Below are 18,639 nucleotides of genomic sequence, written 5' to 3'. Positions count from 1 at the left end.
TGCCTTCATAGTTTGGTGATGATGGCAGAGAGGTCACACCCGTTCCCATACCGAACACGGAAGTTAAGCTCTCTAGCGCCGATGGTAGTTGGGACCTTGTCCCTGTGAGAGTAGGACGTCGCCAAGCTATTTATATCATCGCGGGGTGGAGCAGTACGGTAGCTCGTCGGGCTCATAACCCGAAGGTCGCAGGTTCAAATCCTGTCCCCGCAACCAAATGGTCCCGTGGTGTAGTGGTTAACATGCCTGCCTGTCACGCAGGAGATCGCCGGTTCGACCCCGGTCGGGACCGCCATTTTATATAAAGAAAAGAACGAAACAAATTGTTTCGTATTTTTTTATTTGTTTTAACAAAAAACTAATAAAGACAGTCAAACTATCCTTAGGACAACTCCTAAGGACTTTTTTATATATTCAAAACCTGTATAATAAAGAGCAGAGAACATTGTGAGTAAAGTAGGTGAAGTCTGTGAGCAAATATGAAGTAACAACAAAATCTTCTGCGGAAACACAAAGGTTATCAGAAAAACTAGGTGAACTCGTAGAGGCACAAGATGTAATTATTTTAGAAGGAGATCTTGGAGCTGGGAAGACGACTTTTACAAAGGGGCTAGCAAAAGGTCTTGGAGTGAAAAGAGTTGTAAATAGTCCTACCTTTAATATTATTAAAGAATATAAAGGAAGATTACCACTATATCATATGGATGTGTATCGCTTAGCAGAAAGCGAAGAGGACTTAGGCTTTGATGAGTATTTCTACGGTGAAGGAATTACGGTAGTGGAATGGGCTCATTTAATAGAAGCATATTTACCGAATGAAAAGTTACAAATTAGTTTATTCCATGCGGGAGATGACACAAGAAAAATTATACTCGAGCCAATTGGAGATCGCTATATTAGATTATGTGAGGAGCTATTACAAGATGAAAGTACTAGCAATTGATACTTCAAATTACGTAATGGGTGTATCCCTTATTGAGGAAGGAAACGTGATTGGGGAAATCATTACAAATTTGACGAAAAACCATTCTGTACGTCTTATGCCAGCTGTAGAGCAACTGTTAAAAGAATGTGGTGTAAAACCGAAGGAATTAACTAAAATCGTAGTAGCTGCTGGACCTGGATCATATACAGGTGTTCGCATAGGCGTGACAGCGGCAAAAACATTAGCTTGGTCACTTCAAATACCAATTGTAGGTGTATCAAGTTTAGAGGTAGTAGCTGCAAACGGTGTTAACTTTAATGGATTAATTTGTCCTTTATTTGATGGAAGACGTGGGCAAATCTATACTGGATTATATACATATGAAGGAGAGCAGTTAACTTCAATAGAAGAAGACCGAATTATTCTTATTGTGGACTGGTTGCAAATGTTAAAAGATAAAGGACAGCCTGTTTTATTTATCGGTAATGATGTTAAATTGCATAAAGAAATAATTATAGAACATTTAGGTGATCAAGCTGTATTCGCTCCGTTTACTAAAAATAATCCAAGACCAAGTGAGCTAGCATTCTTAGGGTTACAAAAAGAAGAACAAGATGTGCATACGTTTGTTCCGAGCTATCTTCGTTTAGCTGAAGCTGAAACAAAGTGGTTAGAAAGTCAAAACAAGTAGGGGCCTTGCAGAAGATGGATATGATATTTAGAAAGATGGAACTTGATGATATTGCTCAAATTGTAGCTATTGAAGAAGTGTCTTTTTCAACTCCTTGGACTGCAGATGCCTTTCACCGTGAATTAACGATGAATGAACATGCACATTATATTGTGTTAGAAAAAGATGGTCGTGTAATCGGATATTGTGGATTGTGGATAATTATTGATGAATCACATATAACAAATATAGCTATTTTGCCAGAATACCGAGGTCAAAAATTAGGAGATGCCTTATTGAAAGCAGTTATTTCAGAAGCGAAAGAACTAGGGGTAAAAACAATGACGCTTGAAGTACGTGTATCAAATGAAGTAGCAAAGCAGTTGTACAAAAAATACGGATTTCAAAATGGTGGAATTCGTAAACGATACTATGCAGACAATCAGGAAGATGGTCTTGTAATGTGGGTGAATATATAATGGAAAAAAATACGATTATACTTGGGATTGAAACAAGCTGTGATGAAACAGCTGTAGCGGTTGTTAAAAATGGAACGGAAATTATTGCGAATGTCGTTGCATCACAAATCGAAAGTCATAAACGTTTTGGCGGGGTTGTACCAGAGATTGCATCCCGTCATCATGTAGAAGAAATTACAGTTGTGTTAGAAGAAGCTTTAAAAGAAGCAAATATCACATTTGATGATATTGATGCAATTGCTGTAACAGAAGGGCCTGGTTTAGTAGGAGCACTTTTAATTGGGGTAAATGCAGCGAAGGCAGTAGCTTTTGCACATGATATTCCGCTAGTCGGTGTTCATCATATTGCTGGCCATATTTATGCGAACCGTTTAGTAAAAGAAGTTCAATTCCCGTTATTATCACTTGTTGTATCTGGTGGGCATACAGAACTTGTTTATATGAAAGAACATGGTTCATTTGAAGTAATTGGTGAAACGCGAGATGATGCAGCTGGAGAAGCATATGATAAAGTAGCTCGTACGTTATCTATGCCATATCCAGGTGGTCCTCATATTGATCGTCTTGCACATGAAGGAGAACCAACAATTGATTTGCCTCGTGCATGGCTAGAACCGAATTCATATGATTTTAGCTTTAGTGGATTGAAATCAGCAGTTATCAACACTGTGCATAACGCGAAACAACGTGGTATAGAAATTAAACCAGAAGATTTAGCGGCAAGTTTCCAAGAAAGTGTAATAGATGTACTTGTAACGAAAGCAGCTCGTGCAGCAGAGGCTTATAATGTAAAGCAATTACTTCTTGCTGGTGGAGTAGCTGCTAATAAAGGACTTCGTGCGCGATTAGAAGAAGAATTTGCACAAAAAGAAAACATTGAACTAATTATTCCACCGCTATCTTTATGCACAGATAATGCAGCAATGATTGCAGCGGCAGGGACAATTGCGTATGAACAAGGCAAGCGTGCAACATTAGCCTTAAATGCGAATCCAGGATTAGATATTGAAGCATAGTTATGCACATAATTAACCACAGCTTGTGGATAAAACCCATATTATCTGTTGATAATGTGGGTTTTGTTGTGTATATAAAGTGTTGATATCTTTTTTGTTAGTTGTGGATAATGTGGAAAAGTTGTTTTGTTAGCTATTTTATAAAGGTGGATATGTGTATAAGTTTGTGGATAAACTAGATGAAGTCTGACCTTTGAATATATTGTTTTTCGGGAAATAAAAAGTAAGAAGATATCCCTGAAAAACATTTTGAAATATCCTTCTATTATAGAGGGTGCTGATATTGTCAATCCTTGTCGATAAATCGATATTTCGTGTCGAATCGTTTATATATATAGGGTGACGATAGATGTATTTGAAAATTGGTTGATATATTCCGAGTTACCATTGATATATTCAAAAAATTATTTATGTACTTAAAGAAAAAAGATGTCACATAGTCAAAAATCATGACTGATGAGACATCTTCCTTATTTAAATACTCTTATACATGCAGCTCTTCCCACTCTGCCATACAAGTTTCAAGTTGTTCTTGTAGCGTTTGTTTTTTAGTTGTAATTTCACTCGCTTTTTCATAATCTGCATATATTTCTGGTAAGCAAAGTTGATCTTCTAACGTAGCAATTTCTTCTTCTAAGTTTACGATGTTTTGTTCTAGTTCTTCAATTTTTCGAGTGCGTTGACGTTCTAATTGTTTACGCTCTTTTTCTTCGAGATAATTTAATTTTTCTTGAGCTACAGTTTTTTGAACAGGTGCCTGATTTTCTTGCTGTTCAAGTTGTTCAAATGCTGCGCGTTCAATCATTTCATTTTTCTTCTCCACATAGTAATCGTAATCCCCTAAATATTCCTGTGCACCTTCTGTTGATAACTCAACCACAGTCGTTGTTACACGGTTAATGAAGTAGCGATCATGTGAGACGAATAGAAGAGTCCCTGGATAATCAATTAAAGCATTCTCTAAAATCTCTTTACTATTTAAATCAAGGTGGTTCGTAGGCTCATCCAGAATTAATAAATTTGACTTTTGCATCATAAGTTTCGCAAGAGCTAATCGAGCTTTTTGTCCACCACTAAGGGAAGATACTGGTTTCAGTACATCATCTCCTGTAAATAAAAAGTTCCCGAGTATAGTACGGATTTCTTTTTCAGGTTGCAGTGGATATTCATCCCATAGTTCATTTAAAACCCGTTTAGAAGATGTTAAGTTTGCTTGTTCTTGATCATAATAACCAACAGATACATTTGATCCGAAAGAAACATCACCATTTAATAGTGGTAACTTATTCACAATAGATTTTAATAATGTGGATTTCCCAATTCCGTTTGGACCAACTAAAGCAACACTATCTCCGCGAGTTAAGCGCATAGTTACGTTTTCAATTATAGGGTCCTCATCATAGCCAATGGTTGCATCCTTTACTTGTAAAACATCATTTCCACTTTGCTTTTCAATATCGAAGTGGAATGATGCTGACTTAGAATCCCCTAATGGTCTCGTTAATAATTCCATTCTGTCTAGTTGTTTACGGCGACTTTGAGCACGTTTCGTTGTAGAGGCGCGAGCTATATTCTTTTGAACGAAGTCCTCAAGTTTTGCGATTTCATCTTGTTGTTTTTCGTAACGTTTCATTTCTTGCTCATATAATGCTGATTTTAAGTCTAAATATTTACTGTAGTTACCAACAAATCGTCTGCTTTCTTTATTCGAAATTTCATATACTTGTGTAACAAGTTTGTCTAAGAAATAACGGTCATGTGAAACGATTAATATTGCGCCAGGATAACCTTGTAAATATTGCTCAAGCCATGTTAATGTTTCGATGTCTAAATGGTTTGTAGGCTCGTCCAAAATAAGTAAGTCTGGTTTTGTTAATAATAATTTTCCGAGAGCTAATCTTGTTTTTTGCCCACCGCTTAAAGTAGAAATCGTCGTCTGGTGCGTTTCAACTGGGAAGCCAAGGCCGCTTAAAATGGAGCGAATATCCGCTTCATATTGATATCCACCTTGATCTTTATAATTGAGTTGCAATTGGTCATAATCAGCTAACAATCTTTCATATATAGCTTCGTTTGAAAAGTTTTCTTCTTTTCCCATTTCTTGCTCAAGCCTTCGAAGTTTTGTCTCCATTTGCTGTAAGTGGGTAAAGACGGTTAGCATTTCATCCCAAATTGTTAAAGACGTTTCTAGGCCGGTATTTTGAGCTAAATACCCGATTGAGACATCTTTCGGTTTTATAATTTCGCCACCATCATGTGATAATTCACCAGCGATAATTTTTAATAATGTAGATTTTCCAGCTCCATTCCTTCCAACTAATGCGATACGATCTTTTGTTTGTACTTCCAATTTTATGTTTGCAAGAATTGTTTCTGCACCGTATAATTTCGAAAGTCCATTTACTTGTAATAAAATCAATGTTTTCACCTCAAATAATTTCTTAACTTTGCCATGTTTATATTTCTCAATCATACTAAAAATAGTGTATAGTTTAAAATAAGAGAGAATACTTCTTCTCTTTATTATACAAGGAATTTAATGAGTGCTAAACTTCTGTATTTGATTAAAGTATATGAATAAAGATAGGAAGAGAGGAGAGGTCATATGGATCAGCAAAAGATTCCACAAGCCACTGCTAAAAGATTGCCTCTATACTATCGATTTATCCAAAACTTATCTCTTTCTGGTAAGCAGCGTGTTTCATCGGCCGAATTGAGTGAAGCGGTAAAAGTAGATTCCGCAACAATACGAAGAGATTTTTCGTATTTTGGAGCGTTAGGGAAAAAGGGATATGGATATAACGTAAATTATTTATTATCATTTTTCCGCGAAACACTTGATCAAGATGATATAACGCGTGTAGCACTTATTGGAGTAGGTAATTTAGGGACCGCTTTCTTACATTATAATTTCACGAAAAACAATAATACAAAAATTGAAATGGCATTTGATGTTAGTGAAGAGAAAGTTGGAACAGAAATCGGGGGCATTCCTGTATACCATTTAGATGAATTAGAAGAGAGATTATCAAATGATATACAAGTGGCAATATTAACAGTACCGGCTACAGTAGCACAAGCTGTAGCAGATAGATTAGCTGAGACGAGCGTGCATGGTATTTTGAATTTCACACCAGCGCGATTAAACGTATCAGAGAATATTAGAATTCATCATATTGATTTAGCTGTAGAGTTACAAACATTAGTTTACTTTTTGAAAAACTATCCACAATAAAACGCAGAGGAAGCAACCTCTGCGTTTTATTATTGTTTCTTCTTTGTGAATTTAACTAATATAAGGCGAAGTGCCAAATTAAAATCAATTGTTGCCATAACTGCAAATAGTATTGTCCACACATTCCAGATTGTATCTGTCACGTTCGTAATGGCGAAGCGTGTAAAGATACATCCAAGAAGGAAGTATAGTGCAGCCATGAACAATGGTGAGTTTCTCATACAAAAAATCCTCCGATAAAGCCTTGCATTTTTTCAGCTTCTTTAATCATTTCTTGAATTTGCTCATTGCTCATAAAAATTTGCCCAATAGCGACTAATGTATTCATCGCAACATGAGCTGCAATCGGAACGATAATACGCTTCGTCTTCACATATAAGAAGGCGAATACGAGCCCCATAGCAGTGTATACCAATAAGTGAGTAAAATCAAAATGGATTGCTGCAAATACAAGCGAACTAATGATAGCTGCGATAAAGAAGTTAAACTTCTTATAAAGTGTACCAAATAAAATTTTTCTAAATACGATTTCTTCTAAGATAGGTCCAATTATAGATACGACAATAAGGAACCAAGGTATCGTTCTTGCGATGTCCATCAGTCTGTCTGTATTCTCAGATCCACGTGGAACCCCAAATACATACATTTCAATCATACCTGCAATGGATTGTGAGATGATTGCTAAGAAGAACCCGATGAAAATCCATCCAATAGTAGCTGGAACAGAAGAGCGCATTGGATCTAAATGCCTGTCACGAATATCTGTTCTAAGTAACCAAAGCACGATACATAATGCAATAAAGAAGCTAATGATTGCCCAGTGTCCCGTTATAATTTGTCCTTTTTCTTCAATGGTAAATCCTCTATTATCATAGAGTCCTGTTTTTAGGAGAAGTGGTAATCCAACAACGCCAGATAACTGCATTAAAATGTATGTAACGATAATCCACCAGTATTGTTTCTTCAAATGGTTTAACCATCCTTTCTAACTCTAGTGTATGAGATGAGGTAGGATAACATGTAAATATGTTATCTACGATATAAACTTTCATCCGAATTGTGATTTTTTTGTAAATACATATTTGAAATTGAAGTAAGAGACAGGAAAAAGTTGTGCGTTTAGCGAAAACAACTTAGGGTGTCTTTCATATTGTAACATACGAGTTGGGGAAACAACGATTCATATAGTAAAGGCAGTATTCTATATAGAAAGTTTATATAGTAATTTGCGAAAAAATTATGATTTTTTTACTTGCAAAAGAAATTGAGATTATTTATTATTATAAGTGTGTTAGCACTCGGATGACTTGAGTGCTAATAAATAAAATTTACATAACAAAATGAGGAGGTTATTGTTCATGCTAAAGCCATTAGGTGATCGCGTTGTAATTGAGCTTGTTCAAGCAGAAGAAAAAACAGCAAGTGGTATCGTATTACCAGATACCGCAAAAGAAAAACCACAAGAGGGTAAAGTTGTTGCAGTAGGTACTGGTCGAGTGCTTGAAAATGGTGAGCGTGTTGCTTTAGAGGTAGCAGCAGGTGATCTTATCATCTTCTCAAAATATGCAGGTACTGAAGTGAAATATGAAGGTACAGACTACTTGATTTTACGTGAAAGTGACATTTTAGCAGTTATCGGTTAATTATATAAATCTTAAAAAATCCAAGGGGGTCAATTATTATGGCAAAAGATATTAAATTTAGTGAAGAAGCACGTCGTTCGATGCTTCGCGGTGTCGACACTCTTGCAAACGCAGTAAAAGTAACACTTGGACCAAAAGGTCGTAACGTTGTACTTGAGAAAAAATTCGGTTCACCACTTATTACAAATGATGGTGTAACAATCGCAAAAGAAATCGAATTAGAAGATGCATTCGAAAACATGGGTGCAAAATTAGTAGCAGAAGTTGCTAGCAAAACAAATGATGTAGCTGGTGACGGAACAACAACTGCAACTGTATTAGCGCAAGCTATGATTCGTGAAGGTCTTAAAAACGTAACAGCTGGTGCTAACCCAATGGGTCTTCGTAAAGGTATCGAAAAAGCTGTTACTGCTGCAATTGAAGAATTAAAAACGATTTCTAAACCAATCGAAGGCAAATCTTCTATCGCACAAGTAGCTGCTATTTCTGCAGCTGACGAAGAAGTAGGTCAATTAATCGCTGAAGCAATGGAGCGCGTTGGTAACGACGGCGTTATTACTTTAGAAGAGTCTAAAGGATTCACAACAGAATTAGACGTAGTAGAAGGTATGCAATTTGATCGTGGATATGCATCTCCTTACATGATTACTGATTCTGACAAAATGGAAGCAGTTCTTGATAACCCATATATCTTAATTACTGACAAAAAGATTTCTAACATTCAAGAAATCTTACCAGTATTAGAGCAAGTGGTACAACAAGGTAAACCACTTCTTATCATTGCTGAAGATGTAGAAGGCGAAGCTTTAGCTACATTAGTAGTGAACAAACTTCGTGGTACATTCAATGTAGTAGCTGTTAAAGCTCCTGGATTTGGTGACCGTCGTAAAGCAATGCTAGAAGATATCGCAATCTTAACTGGTGGCGAAGTAATCACTGAAGAATTAGGTCGTGACTTAAAATCTGCTACAGTTGAATCTTTAGGACGCGCTGGTAAAGTTGTTGTTACAAAAGAAAACACAACTGTAGTTGAAGGTATTGGAAATACAGAGCAAATCGCAGCTCGCATCGGTCAAATTCGTGCGCAATTAGAAGAAACGACTTCTGAATTCGATCGTGAAAAATTACAAGAGCGTCTTGCTAAACTAGCAGGTGGCGTAGCGGTAATTAAAGTAGGTGCAGCAACTGAAACTGAGTTGAAAGAGCGCAAACTTCGCATTGAAGATGCACTTAACTCAACTCGTGCAGCAGTAGAAGAAGGTATCGTTGCAGGTGGTGGTACTTCACTTATGAACGTATACACGAAAGTAGCTTCTATCGTAGCTGAAGGCGACGAAGCAACAGGTATCAACATCGTACTTCGCGCACTAGAAGAGCCAGTTCGTCAAATCGCAATCAACGCTGGTCTAGAAGGATCTGTAGTTGTCGAGCGTCTAAAAGGCGAAAAAGTAGGCGTTGGTTTCAACGCAGCTACTGGCGAATGGGTTAACATGCTTGAGTCTGGTATCGTAGATCCAGCTAAAGTAACTCGTTCTGCACTTCAAAACGCAGCATCTGTTGCAGCTATGTTCTTAACAACTGAAGCTGTAGTAGCTGACAAGCCAGAACCAAATGCACCAGCAATGCCTGACATGGGCGGCATGGGCATGGGCGGTATGGGCGGAATGATGTAATAAGCATCACTCTGTGAAGCTGTGCAATGTATAAATAGTTAATTAGAAGAAGGCTACTTCCTTGATGAGAGGAGGTAGTCTTTTTTATGTTTTTTAAAATTGCATAAAAGGAATTTCTTGAAGACCGTAAGTTCGGGAATATAACGAGGGTAAATATCAAAATTATGAGGTTCTATTAGGTAGTTTTATCAATTACTGTCACGATAATGACATTTTGAATGTTGAAGAAATTAAAACTCTTTATGTGAAAAGCTATGTACGTTATTCCAAGATAAAGGTAATACAGCTAAAACAATAAATACGAAGTTACAGTGTATTTGGGCATTTACGTGGAATAAATCATCCTGAAAAAGTGAGAGGGATACTTGATTTTGCAAAGAGAAAGTTAATAAGAGAAGATATATTTTGATAGGATTCGCGTGTTTATTTAGACAGCGGCGTTTCAACTTCTTAAAAAGGGGGGGATAATTTTTTGGTAGTAAATTCCGAATATTTAGTACGGTGAAATAGCTTCACGTGATATAATTTTTGTGTAAAATATTGTATGGAGAAGGGGTAGCATGACGCAAATAAAGGTTACGCCAGAACGGCTAGAACAGTCAGCAAAGCTTGTTCTTGAAACTAAAAATAGGTTAGAACAAATACATAAAGATTTATATAACCAAACGGAATACGTAGCTTCAATGTGGAATGGTGCAACGAGTCAAAGATTTTATCAGATGCTTAATGAAACAAAACCTCAAATGTTTAATGTGTTTAGGGAATTTGATAAGATTGCAGAAGAACTAATGCATGCTGCTGAAAAGTTTCGTAATGCTGATGAACTTTATGATGGTAATTTAGTTGATGGAAGTTTATCTAATGAAAAGATAGAAGCAGGAGCAATGGGCGACAAACCCCCTGAAAAATCTATGCTGAGAAAAATTTGGGATGGTATATACGTTGGCTCTGGGCAAGTTATTGGGTAGCTTGTAGAAGGATTTGATTCATTAGATGATACAGTAGCAAAGGAAAATGTTAAGTATGCTATAGGTCACCCTATAGAGACAGTTTCTACTGCTTGGAATACTGTTTCGGATTCATTTATGAATGATTTTTGGCATGGTGATGCGGAAAGTCGTACAAAATGGGGCACAAGTATTTTTATGGGACTTGGATTGGGATGGGTTGGGGATAAAGGAATAAGCAGAGTAGGGAAAGTGACTACATTAGGGATAAAAGCAGAACAGAGTATTTCTCATTTTTCAAATAAATTAAAAATGAGAGACCCCTTTGCATATGTTGGTGATTTTAGAGATGTTCCAAAAACTTCTTTTAATTCTTTAGAAGAAGCACGAAATACATTTATGTTTGCTGACCCTGGTAATTTAAATACACCTAGATTCCAAGAATACCTTAGCCAAGTAGAAGAAATTACAAATAGAAAAATCCCTGAAAAACAGAGGGAATTACTACAAGAACACATAGAAAATAATAGTTATGAACGATTAAGCAAAGAAGAAGTTGCAAAAAGAAGAAGCGAATTTGGTAGATTAAAAGATGATTTAAGAGAAGAGTGGGAACTGGAGACTAATCAAAAATGGCCTACTTATGAAGAAGAAATCCTTTCTAGAAGAGGAATACCGCTAAGGCATGTAGATGACCCGTATGATGCACATCATTTTATTGAAAATGCACACGGTGGAGAACATGAGTGGTGGAATATACACCCAGCTAAATTTCCTACTGAACATCAAGGTGGGATTCATGGCAAGGAAGGTATTTCAAAAGAGATTTTTAAGAAAAAGTAAATAACGGAGGTATTAACGCTATGTTTAACTTTTTGAAAAAATATGTTGTAGCAGACAGAAGTGTACGTTCTAAACAAAAACCTATTTTTTATCCTATATATCAAGAAGAGATAGATGAAGCAGAAAACTTATTACAAATGGAACTCCCAAAAGAACTGCAACGTTTTTATCAAGAAATAGGCTGTGGTTTTTTAAAGTCTGATAAAAGAATGTTTTTCAACAGGTTTATGGACCCGATTTCAGTTGCGGATTTTCGCTTAAGACAGGATATTTACGAATATAATCCAAACCTAGATGATGTAGATGATGATGAATCATTAGTATTTTTTGAAGCAACAGAACTTAACTTTTTAACAATTAAATTTAAAGAAGAAAATGAATTAGGACAGTGTCCCATCTACTCTGAGAACATAAAAATAGCGGATTCTTTAGAAGAATTTTTAATTAAAATGGACGAAAACCCTGATTATTATATTTAATCTTATTAATAATTGCTTTAAGGATTAGGACTTGAAGAATAGCTAATCGTGAATAACAAAAAGCTTATGTATAACTTGCATAGGCTTTTATAGTGTCTATTAACTCTTTTGTTTGTGTGTATTCATGCCAGCGTAAGAGCTAGAACAGGTTGATGAAATTTTTATACGGATAGGTAAAAAATAGGGAGAAACTGATGATACGACTTTAGCTGTAGTAGCTGACAAACTAGAATCAATTACACCGGTAATGCCTGGCATGGGTGGGATGATGTAATTCTTTTCTAAAAAACATCCATTTCTATATAGAAATGGATGTTTTTTAGAAAAGGAAATGAATTTCTGTAGAATTTTGTCGCTTTCTCTCTTGACCATATAGATACTTCATTGTTAGAATCTAGGAAGATAATATAAAACGATCCTTCATATATCCTCAATGATATGGTTTGAGAGTCTCTACCGGGTTACCGTAAACAACCTGACTATGAAGGCAGTGTGTCTTATATTTATAAAGAGCGGAGACTATCTTTCTTTATAAAGCCAGACCCCTGCCTTTTCTTTGTTATGAGACTAGAGGCGGAGGACTGGCTTTTTTTATTATATTAGTAATGCTTTTCGCCAAATTGGTGAAAATATTTATATACGAGAACTAACGTTGGGGTGATTATTTTGAAGAAGCAACACGATACAATTATCGTTTTAGATTTTGGAAGTCAATACAATCAGTTAATAGCACGTCGAATTCGTGAGTTCGGTGTATACAGTGAACTTCATCCACATACAATTACTGCAGAAGAAATTAAAGCAATGAATCCAAAAGGGATTATTTTCTCTGGTGGACCAAATAGCGTATACGGTGAAGGTGCATTACATTGTGATGAAAAAATCTTCGAACTAGGTTTACCGATCTTCGGTATCTGTTACGGTATGCAGCTTATGACACAACACTTCGGTGGTAAAGTAGAGCGTGCCAACCACCGTGAGTACGGAAAAGCTGTTCTTAAAGTAGAGAACGAATCAAAATTATATGCGAACCTTCCAGAAGAGCAAGTTGTATGGATGAGCCATGGCGACTTAGTAACTGGTTTACCTGAAGGATTCGTAGTAGACGCGACAAGTGAGTCTTGCCCAATTGCTGGTATGAGCAATGAAGCGAAAAACTTATACGGTGTACAATTCCACCCAGAAGTACGTCACTCTGAGCACGGTAACGATTTAATTAAAAACTTCGTATTCGGCGTATGTGGTTGTTCTGAAGGATGGAACATGGAGAACTTTATCGAAGTAGAATTAGAAAAGATTCGTGAAACTGTTGGAGACAAAAAAGTACTATGTGCACTTAGTGGCGGCGTAGACTCTTCTGTTGTAGCAGTATTAATTCATAAAGCAATCGGCGATCAGTTAACATGTATTTTCGTTGACCACGGTTTACTTCGTAAAGGTGAAGCAGAAGGCGTTATGAAAACATTTAGCGAAGGCTTCCATATGAACGTTATTAAAGTGGATGCACAAGAACGTTTCATGAACAAGTTAAAAGGTGTAGAAGATCCAGAACAAAAACGTAAAATTATCGGTAACGAATTCATTTACGTATTCGATGATGAAGCGTCTAAATTACAAGGTATGGACTTCTTAGCACAAGGTACACTTTACACAGATATCGTTGAGAGTGGTACAGCAACTGCACAAACAATTAAATCTCACCATAACGTGGGTGGACTTCCAGAAGACATGCAGTTCAAATTAATTGAGCCTTTAAATACGTTATTTAAAGATGAAGTACGTGTATTAGGATCTGAACTAGGAATTCCTGATGAAATCGTATGGCGTCAACCATTCCCAGGTCCTGGTCTTGGTATTCGTGTATTAGGTGAAATCACAGAAGAGAAATTAGAAATCGTTCGTGAATCTGATGCGATTTTACGTGAAGAAATTATTAAAGCGGGATTAGACCGTGAAATTTGGCAATACTTCACTGCACTTCCTGGTATGCGTAGCGTAGGTGTTATGGGTGACGAGCGTACTTACGATTACACAGTAGGTATCCGTGCAGTAACATCTATTGACGGTATGACAGCTGACTGGGCACGTATCCCTTGGGACGTACTAGAGAAAATCTCTGTACGTATCGTAAACGAAGTGAAACACGTTAACCGTATCGTGTATGATGTAACGAGTAAGCCACCAGCAACTATTGAGTGGGAATAGTATTGTAATAAAAAAGATCCATCTATCATTCATGAATAGATGGATCTTTTTGTTTTCATCGTTAATACGAACGAAAATATAAAAATTTATAAAAATGTTCGTTTTTAAATTGACAAAAATACATTCAAGAGTTAATATGAGTATGTAATTCAAACGAAAAGTGAATATTATGCCGTCGTATAATATCGGGGATATGGCCCGAAAGTTTCTACCTAGCTACCGTAAATGGCTTGACTACGAGGCGTTTATATAAAGATGAGGGGAAACTTGTCTTTGTTTATAGAACGCTTCCATGTATATATGCAATGGAAGCCTTTTTTATTTCTCGGGATAAAAGAGGGCTAGGAGAAATACGGCGAGTAATCATATAACGGGGGAAACGTAAGATGAAACGCTATTTTCAGTTTGATGAGCTCGGTACGAATTATAAGACTGAGTTCATAGCAGGATTAACGACATTTTTATCTATGGCTTACGTACTGTTTGTCAATCCTGCTACGCTGTCGCTTGGAAATGTTAAAGGGTTACCAGCAGGTACAGGGATGGATCCAGGTGCAGTATTCGTTGCTACGGCATTAGCGGCAGCAATCGGTTCGTTAATTATGGGTATTTTCGCGAAGTATCCAATTGCTTTAGCGCCAGGTATGGGAATTAACGCGTTCTTTGCTTATACAGCAGTGTTAACGATGGGTATTCCGTGGCAAACGGCCATTGCCGGAACATTAATGTCAGGTATTATCTTTATTATTCTTACTGCTTCAGGTATTCGTGAAAAAATCATTAATGCAATTCCATCGGAGTTAAAGTTTGCAGTAGCAGCAGGTATTGGATTATTCATTGCTTTCCTTGGATTCCAAAATGCCGGAATTATCGTGAAAAATGATGCTGTTCTTGTTGGGTTGGGGGACTTAACAAAGGGCACAACGTTATTAGCAATCTTCGGGGTTGTTACGACAATTATCTTCATGATTAAGAAAGTTAATGGTGCAGTATTTTACGGTATGATTCTTACAGCGATCTTAGGAGTGGCAACAGGGTTAATTGATACTCCGAAAGCTGTAGTGGGAGCAATACCGAGCCTAGAACCAACGTTCGGTGCTGCGTTAACGCACTTCGGAGATATTTTCACTGTTCAAATGGGGATTGTTATTATAACGTTCTTCTTTATCGATTTCTTTGATACAGCGGGTACGCTTGTAGCGGTTGCGAATCAAGCAGGATTAATGAAGAACAATAAATTACCACGTGCAGGAAAAGCGTTATTTGCAGATGCGATTGCAACTGTAATTGGTGCAATCTTGGGTACATCAACAACAACGTCTTACATTGAGTCTTCTGCAGGGGTAGCAGCAGGAGGACGTTCTGGATTTACGGCAGTTGTAACAGCAGGATTCTTCTTACTGGCATTATTCTTCTCGCCATTACTAAGTGTTGTAACGCCAGCTGTAACGGCACCAGCTTTAATTATTGTAGGAATCTTGATGGTTTCTTCCTTAGGGGAAATTGATTGGAAGAAATTCGAGATTGCAGTGCCAGCATTCTTTACAATTATCTCTATGCCACTTACGTATAGTATCGCAACTGGGATTGCGATTGGATTTATCTTCTATCCAATTACAATGGTTGTGAGTGGTCGTCGTAAAGAGGTTCATCCGATTATGTATGTTATGGGAGTTTTATTCGTACTATATTTCATCTACGTTCGTAAATAAAAGGGGTTTTTTGAAAGGTCTAGACTTAAGGGGAGTCTAGACCTTTTTTGCGTCTTCAGAAAAACTTAAGGATTTCCGAGCGTTTTTCTTCAGAAGTTTTCCTATAATAGAAGTTAGGGATTAAAAAAGTAATGGGGGAGATATTGTGGCACACGAAACAATACTTGTCGTAGATGATGAAAAAGAAATTCGGAATTTAATTACAATCTATTTAAAGAATGAAGGATATAAAGTACTGCAAGCAGGGGACGGAGAAGAAGGGCTACGTTTACTGGAAGAAAATGAAGTGCATCTAGTCGTATTAGATATTATGATGCCGAAAGTAGATGGTATTCATATGTGTATGAAAGTAAGAGAATCGAAAGAGATGCCTATTATTATGCTTTCTGCGAAAACGCAAGATATGGATAAGATTTTAGGATTAACAACAGGAGCAGATGATTACGTAACGAAGCCCTTTAATCCATTAGAGTTAATTGCACGAATTAAATCTCAGTTACGCCGTTATATGAAAATGAATGGCTTCGCTATACAAAATGAGGACGAGCTAGAAATTGGAGAGATGAAAATAAATATCTCGACCCATAGAGTTATTGTAGAGGGAGAAGAAGTGAAACTAACCCCGAGGGAATTTTCAATTTTAGAATTGCTAGCTAGAAATCCAGGTATGGTGTTTAGTGCGGAGCAAATTTATGAAAAGGTGTGGAACGAACGATCTTTCCAGTCTGATAATACTGTAATGGTGCATATCCGAAAAGTACGTGAAAAGATTGAGGAGAATCCAAGGAAGCCTAGATATATAAAAACAGTATGGGGAGTGGGGTATAAGATTGAAAAAGATATTTAATCCGTTTACTTATGTAAGGAAAATTCGAGAATTAATTGGAAAGATAATAAAGAGCGTGAAACGGAGTATAAGGATTCAACTTATTACGGCGTTTACTGCTTGTGCGTTATTAGGTCTCTTTGTATCAACGAAGATAGTAGCACCTATTTTTGAAGATGCTAGCCAGCATGCCGAGATTAATTACAGAGATGGTATGGAGCAAATTAATCGTAAAGCTCAAAGTACAGCGGAAATGATGGTTGCTGAAAATAAATTAGATGCTGTACAAAATATGATAGAACTAGAAAATGAGAATTTAGAGCAAGGGCATGATGCCTTTAAAATATTAGTTACTGACGAAAATGGTAAAGTTTTGTATAAGACGAAGCAAGCGCAAGAAGAACAAATTAATTTGCATAATACAATTCGTAATGCGACTTCATTTGCTATCAATTATTCAAATAATAATGATATTGAAAGATCAAGAAAAGAGTTTATTACATTCTCGCCTATTACAATTGAAGGTAAGAACTTATATATGTTTGTAAGCGGGATTCCTCAAGGCGAGGTAGTGTATTATAAAGTAGAAGGACCATTCCCATTTTTAATTGGTGTCCTTGTATTCATTTTCTCTTTCTTCTATATAACAAAGAGAAAGATGAAGCAGATTGAAGCAATGGCAGAAGGTGTAAAGGAAATAGAAAAAGGAAACTTAGCGTACCGCATTGAGAAGAAAGGTGAAGATGAGATTGCGTCTTTAACTGAGAATATTAATAATATGGCGGAAGAGCTTATGAATAATATAGAAAAAGAACGTAAATTAGAAAAGCAGAAAAATGAGCTTATTACGAATGTATCTCATGATTTACGTACACCACTTACTTCTATTATGGGTTACTTACGATTACTTCGAGATTCTAAATATGAAAATCAAGAACAACATGATGAGTATACGAGAATTGCTTTTGCAAAGTCGGAGCAGTTAAAGAATTTAATAGAAGATTTATTTGAGTATACGAAGTTAACAAATGAACAAGTTGTATTAGAAAAACAAGAAGTTTGTATGAATGAGTTACTCGAGCAATTAATAGAAGAATTAGTACCGCAGGCGGAAGAGCATGGACTTACGTTTGTTAAGAAGTTTCCTGAGGAACGTGCTTATGCATCGATTGATTCGGAAAAGATGGTTCGTGTATTTGATAATTTACTAATGAATGCGATTAAGTATAGTAAAGATGATGGAGAGATAAAAGTTTCTCTTCAAAGGCAGCGCAGGGATATACAAATTGTAATTGCGAATCATAGTGAAGAGTTTACGAGAGAAGAGTTAGCGAATTTGTTTGAACGTTTCTATAAGAAAGATCAATCTCGAAGTAGAGTAACAGAAGGTTCTGGAATTGGGCTTGCGATTGCGAAAAGTATTGTTGAGTTACAAGGTGGTAGTATTCGAGCTGAATATGAGGAGGGTATTATTCGATTTATCGTCTCTTTACCTATTATAGAAAAATAATAAACGATAGCTTGTTACATGATAAAAAGGCTTATTTTAAAAAGAAATAAGTCTTTTTATATTTTTTCAGAAAAACATATTGACGATTAGAGTTTAGAGGTGTAGTATTATACGAGTCGCTGATGACAACAACGTCGAAAGCGGCAAACGAAATGAAAAACTTAGTTGACATTACAAATTAGAAATGTTAACATAAGGAAGTCGCAAATGAGCGACCAAGTAGTTCTTTGAAAACTGAACGAAACAAACAACGTGAAACGTCAATTTTTATTTTTAGATGCTAGACAAACTAACTTTATTGGAGAGTTTGATCCTGGCTCAGGATGAACGCTGGCGGCGTGCCTAATACATGCAAGTCGAGCGAATGGATTGAGAGCTTGCTCTCAAGAAGTTAGCGGCGGACGGGTGAGTAACACGTGGGTAACCTGCCCATAAGACTGGGATAACTCCGGGAAACCGGGGCTAATACCGGATAA

15 protein-coding genes, 2 tRNA genes, 2 rRNA genes, 1 pseudogene and 2 riboswitches are annotated in these 18,639 nt (G+C 36.6%); of the genes and pseudogenes, 17 read left to right on the top strand and 3 right to left on the bottom strand.

What is annotated here, in order from left to right; all coding sequences use genetic code 11:
- The first annotated feature begins 11 nt into the window (after window positions 1–11).
- The 7 genes from rrf (at window position 12) to tsaD (ending at window position 3,090) form a co-directional block, all read left to right on the top strand.
- Window positions 12–127, top strand: a 5S ribosomal RNA gene (gene rrf / locus ACO6VI_RS30755).
- Window positions 128–139: 12 nt separating this feature from the next.
- Window positions 140–216 (top strand) — tRNA-Met (locus ACO6VI_RS30750).
- A gap of 3 nt (window positions 217–219) precedes the next feature.
- Window positions 220–295, top strand: a tRNA-Asp gene (locus ACO6VI_RS30745).
- A gap of 174 nt (window positions 296–469) precedes the next feature.
- Window positions 470–943 carry a tRNA (adenosine(37)-N6)-threonylcarbamoyltransferase complex ATPase subunit type 1 TsaE gene (tsaE, locus tag ACO6VI_RS30740; protein ID WP_000049640.1) on the top strand — a complete coding sequence of 158 codons (474 nt, stop codon included), beginning with the start codon at window positions 470–472 and terminating at the stop codon, window positions 941–943.
- Window positions 924–1,616 (top strand): tRNA (adenosine(37)-N6)-threonylcarbamoyltransferase complex dimerization subunit type 1 TsaB, encoded by a 693-nt coding sequence (gene tsaB, locus ACO6VI_RS30735; RefSeq protein ID WP_023520858.1) that lies wholly within the window; start codon window positions 924–926, stop codon window positions 1,614–1,616. The genes tsaE and tsaB overlap by 20 nt, the downstream gene beginning before the upstream one ends.
- A 14-nt stretch (window positions 1,617–1,630) precedes the next feature.
- Window positions 1,631–2,074 carry a ribosomal protein S18-alanine N-acetyltransferase gene (gene rimI / locus ACO6VI_RS30730; RefSeq protein WP_000367207.1) on the top strand — a complete coding sequence of 148 codons (444 nt, stop codon included), beginning with the start codon at window positions 1,631–1,633 and terminating at the stop codon, window positions 2,072–2,074.
- Window positions 2,074–3,090 (top strand): tRNA (adenosine(37)-N6)-threonylcarbamoyltransferase complex transferase subunit TsaD, encoded by a 1,017-nt coding sequence (gene tsaD / locus ACO6VI_RS30725; RefSeq protein ID WP_000414595.1) that lies wholly within the window; start codon window positions 2,074–2,076, stop codon window positions 3,088–3,090. Before rimI ends, tsaD begins: the two co-directional genes overlap by 1 nt.
- Window positions 3,091–3,574: 484 nt before the next feature.
- On the opposite strand, the gene ACO6VI_RS30720 is transcribed toward tsaD, so the two are convergent.
- Window positions 3,575–5,509 carry an ABC-F family ATP-binding cassette domain-containing protein gene (locus ACO6VI_RS30720; RefSeq protein ID WP_217810011.1) on the bottom strand — a complete coding sequence of 645 codons (1,935 nt, stop codon included), beginning with the start codon at window positions 5,507–5,509 and terminating at the stop codon, window positions 3,575–3,577.
- A gap of 186 nt (window positions 5,510–5,695) precedes the next feature.
- On the opposite strand from ACO6VI_RS30720, the gene ACO6VI_RS30715 reads away from it, so the two are divergent.
- Complete coding sequence (locus tag ACO6VI_RS30715; RefSeq protein ID WP_000372699.1) at window positions 5,696–6,325, top strand: redox-sensing transcriptional repressor Rex; 630 nt, start codon at window positions 5,696–5,698, stop codon at window positions 6,323–6,325.
- Window positions 6,326–6,354: 29 nt separating this feature from the next.
- On the opposite strand, the gene ACO6VI_RS30710 is transcribed toward ACO6VI_RS30715, so the two are convergent.
- Both ACO6VI_RS30710 and ACO6VI_RS30705 read right to left on the bottom strand, forming a co-directional pair.
- On the bottom strand, window positions 6,355–6,546 hold the full coding sequence (locus tag ACO6VI_RS30710; RefSeq protein WP_001246204.1) for a YdiK family protein: 192 nt from the start codon (window positions 6,544–6,546) through the stop codon (window positions 6,355–6,357).
- Window positions 6,543–7,292: a CPBP family intramembrane glutamic endopeptidase gene (locus ACO6VI_RS30705; protein WP_000745323.1), complete on the bottom strand. Its 750-nt coding sequence runs from the start codon at window positions 7,290–7,292 to the stop codon at window positions 6,543–6,545. The genes ACO6VI_RS30710 and ACO6VI_RS30705 overlap by 4 nt, the downstream gene beginning before the upstream one ends.
- 391 nt (window positions 7,293–7,683) lie before the next feature.
- Here ACO6VI_RS30705 and groES point away from each other — a divergent pair, with 391 nt between their 5' ends.
- The 9 genes and pseudogenes from groES to ACO6VI_RS30660 all read left to right on the top strand — a co-directional run.
- Window positions 7,684–7,968, top strand: a complete 285-nt coding sequence (gene groES, locus ACO6VI_RS30700) for a co-chaperone GroES (protein ID WP_000917311.1) — start codon at window positions 7,684–7,686, stop codon at window positions 7,966–7,968.
- A gap of 38 nt (window positions 7,969–8,006) precedes the next feature.
- Window positions 8,007–9,641 (top strand): chaperonin GroEL, encoded by a 1,635-nt coding sequence (gene groL / locus ACO6VI_RS30695; RefSeq protein WP_001029992.1) that lies wholly within the window; start codon window positions 8,007–8,009, stop codon window positions 9,639–9,641.
- Between the two features lie 560 nt (window positions 9,642–10,201).
- A pseudogene (locus ACO6VI_RS30690) lies at window positions 10,202–11,431 on the top strand (WXG100 family type VII secretion target).
- Between the two features lie 20 nt (window positions 11,432–11,451).
- On the top strand, window positions 11,452–11,910 hold the full coding sequence (locus ACO6VI_RS30685; RefSeq protein ID WP_000481695.1) for an SMI1/KNR4 family protein: 459 nt from the start codon (window positions 11,452–11,454) through the stop codon (window positions 11,908–11,910).
- Between the two features lie 400 nt (window positions 11,911–12,310).
- A riboswitch (purine riboswitch) is annotated at window positions 12,311–12,412 on the top strand.
- A gap of 164 nt (window positions 12,413–12,576) precedes the next feature.
- Entirely contained in the window at window positions 12,577–14,115 is a 1,539-nt protein-coding gene (gene guaA / locus ACO6VI_RS30680) for a glutamine-hydrolyzing GMP synthase (protein WP_000743908.1), read from the top strand.
- A 155-nt stretch (window positions 14,116–14,270) separates the two neighbouring features.
- Window positions 14,271–14,372, top strand: a riboswitch (purine riboswitch).
- A 129-nt stretch (window positions 14,373–14,501) separates the two neighbouring features.
- Window positions 14,502–15,827 carry an NCS2 family permease gene (locus ACO6VI_RS30675; RefSeq protein WP_000833094.1) on the top strand — a complete coding sequence of 442 codons (1,326 nt, stop codon included), beginning with the start codon at window positions 14,502–14,504 and terminating at the stop codon, window positions 15,825–15,827.
- A gap of 145 nt (window positions 15,828–15,972) precedes the next feature.
- A complete protein-coding gene (locus tag ACO6VI_RS30670) occupies window positions 15,973–16,674 on the top strand; it encodes a response regulator transcription factor (protein WP_095691512.1) in 702 nt (233 codons plus the stop codon).
- Entirely contained in the window at window positions 16,658–18,163 is a 1,506-nt protein-coding gene (locus ACO6VI_RS30665; RefSeq protein ID WP_422424958.1) for a HAMP domain-containing sensor histidine kinase, read from the top strand. Before ACO6VI_RS30670 ends, ACO6VI_RS30665 begins: the two co-directional genes overlap by 17 nt.
- A gap of 295 nt (window positions 18,164–18,458) precedes the next feature.
- Window positions 18,459–18,639, top strand: a 16S ribosomal RNA gene (locus tag ACO6VI_RS30660); the annotation flags it as partial.

The sequence above is a fragment of the Bacillus sp. PSXD-155 genome (assembly GCF_049310765.1).
In the GTDB taxonomy this organism is placed as follows: domain Bacteria; phylum Bacillota; class Bacilli; order Bacillales; family Bacillaceae_G; genus Bacillus_A; species Bacillus_A cereus.
Note: the sequence above shows the minus strand (reverse complement) of the source record. Positions and strands in the feature narration are given on the sequence as shown.

Bases quoted from the DNA above. Each gene is read 5' to 3' on its own strand.
- ACO6VI_RS30675 (WP_000833094.1), top strand. From the start codon at position 14,502: ATGAAACGCTATTTTCAGTTTGATGAGCTCGGTACGAATTATAAGACT.
- rimI (WP_000367207.1), top strand. From the start codon at position 1,631: ATGGATATGATATTTAGAAAGATGGAACTTGATGATATTGCTCAAATT.
- ACO6VI_RS30715 (WP_000372699.1), top strand. From the start codon at position 5,696: ATGGATCAGCAAAAGATTCCACAAGCCACTGCTAAAAGATTGCCTCTA.
- tsaD (WP_000414595.1), top strand. From the start codon at position 2,074: ATGGAAAAAAATACGATTATACTTGGGATTGAAACAAGCTGTGATGAA.
- ACO6VI_RS30685 (WP_000481695.1), top strand. From the start codon at position 11,452: ATGTTTAACTTTTTGAAAAAATATGTTGTAGCAGACAGAAGTGTACGT.
- ACO6VI_RS30710 (WP_001246204.1), bottom strand. From the start codon at position 6,546: ATGAGAAACTCACCATTGTTCATGGCTGCACTATACTTCCTTCTTGGA.
- tsaB (WP_023520858.1), top strand. From the start codon at position 924: ATGAAAGTACTAGCAATTGATACTTCAAATTACGTAATGGGTGTATCC.
- groL (WP_001029992.1), top strand. From the start codon at position 8,007: ATGGCAAAAGATATTAAATTTAGTGAAGAAGCACGTCGTTCGATGCTT.
- groES (WP_000917311.1), top strand. From the start codon at position 7,684: ATGCTAAAGCCATTAGGTGATCGCGTTGTAATTGAGCTTGTTCAAGCA.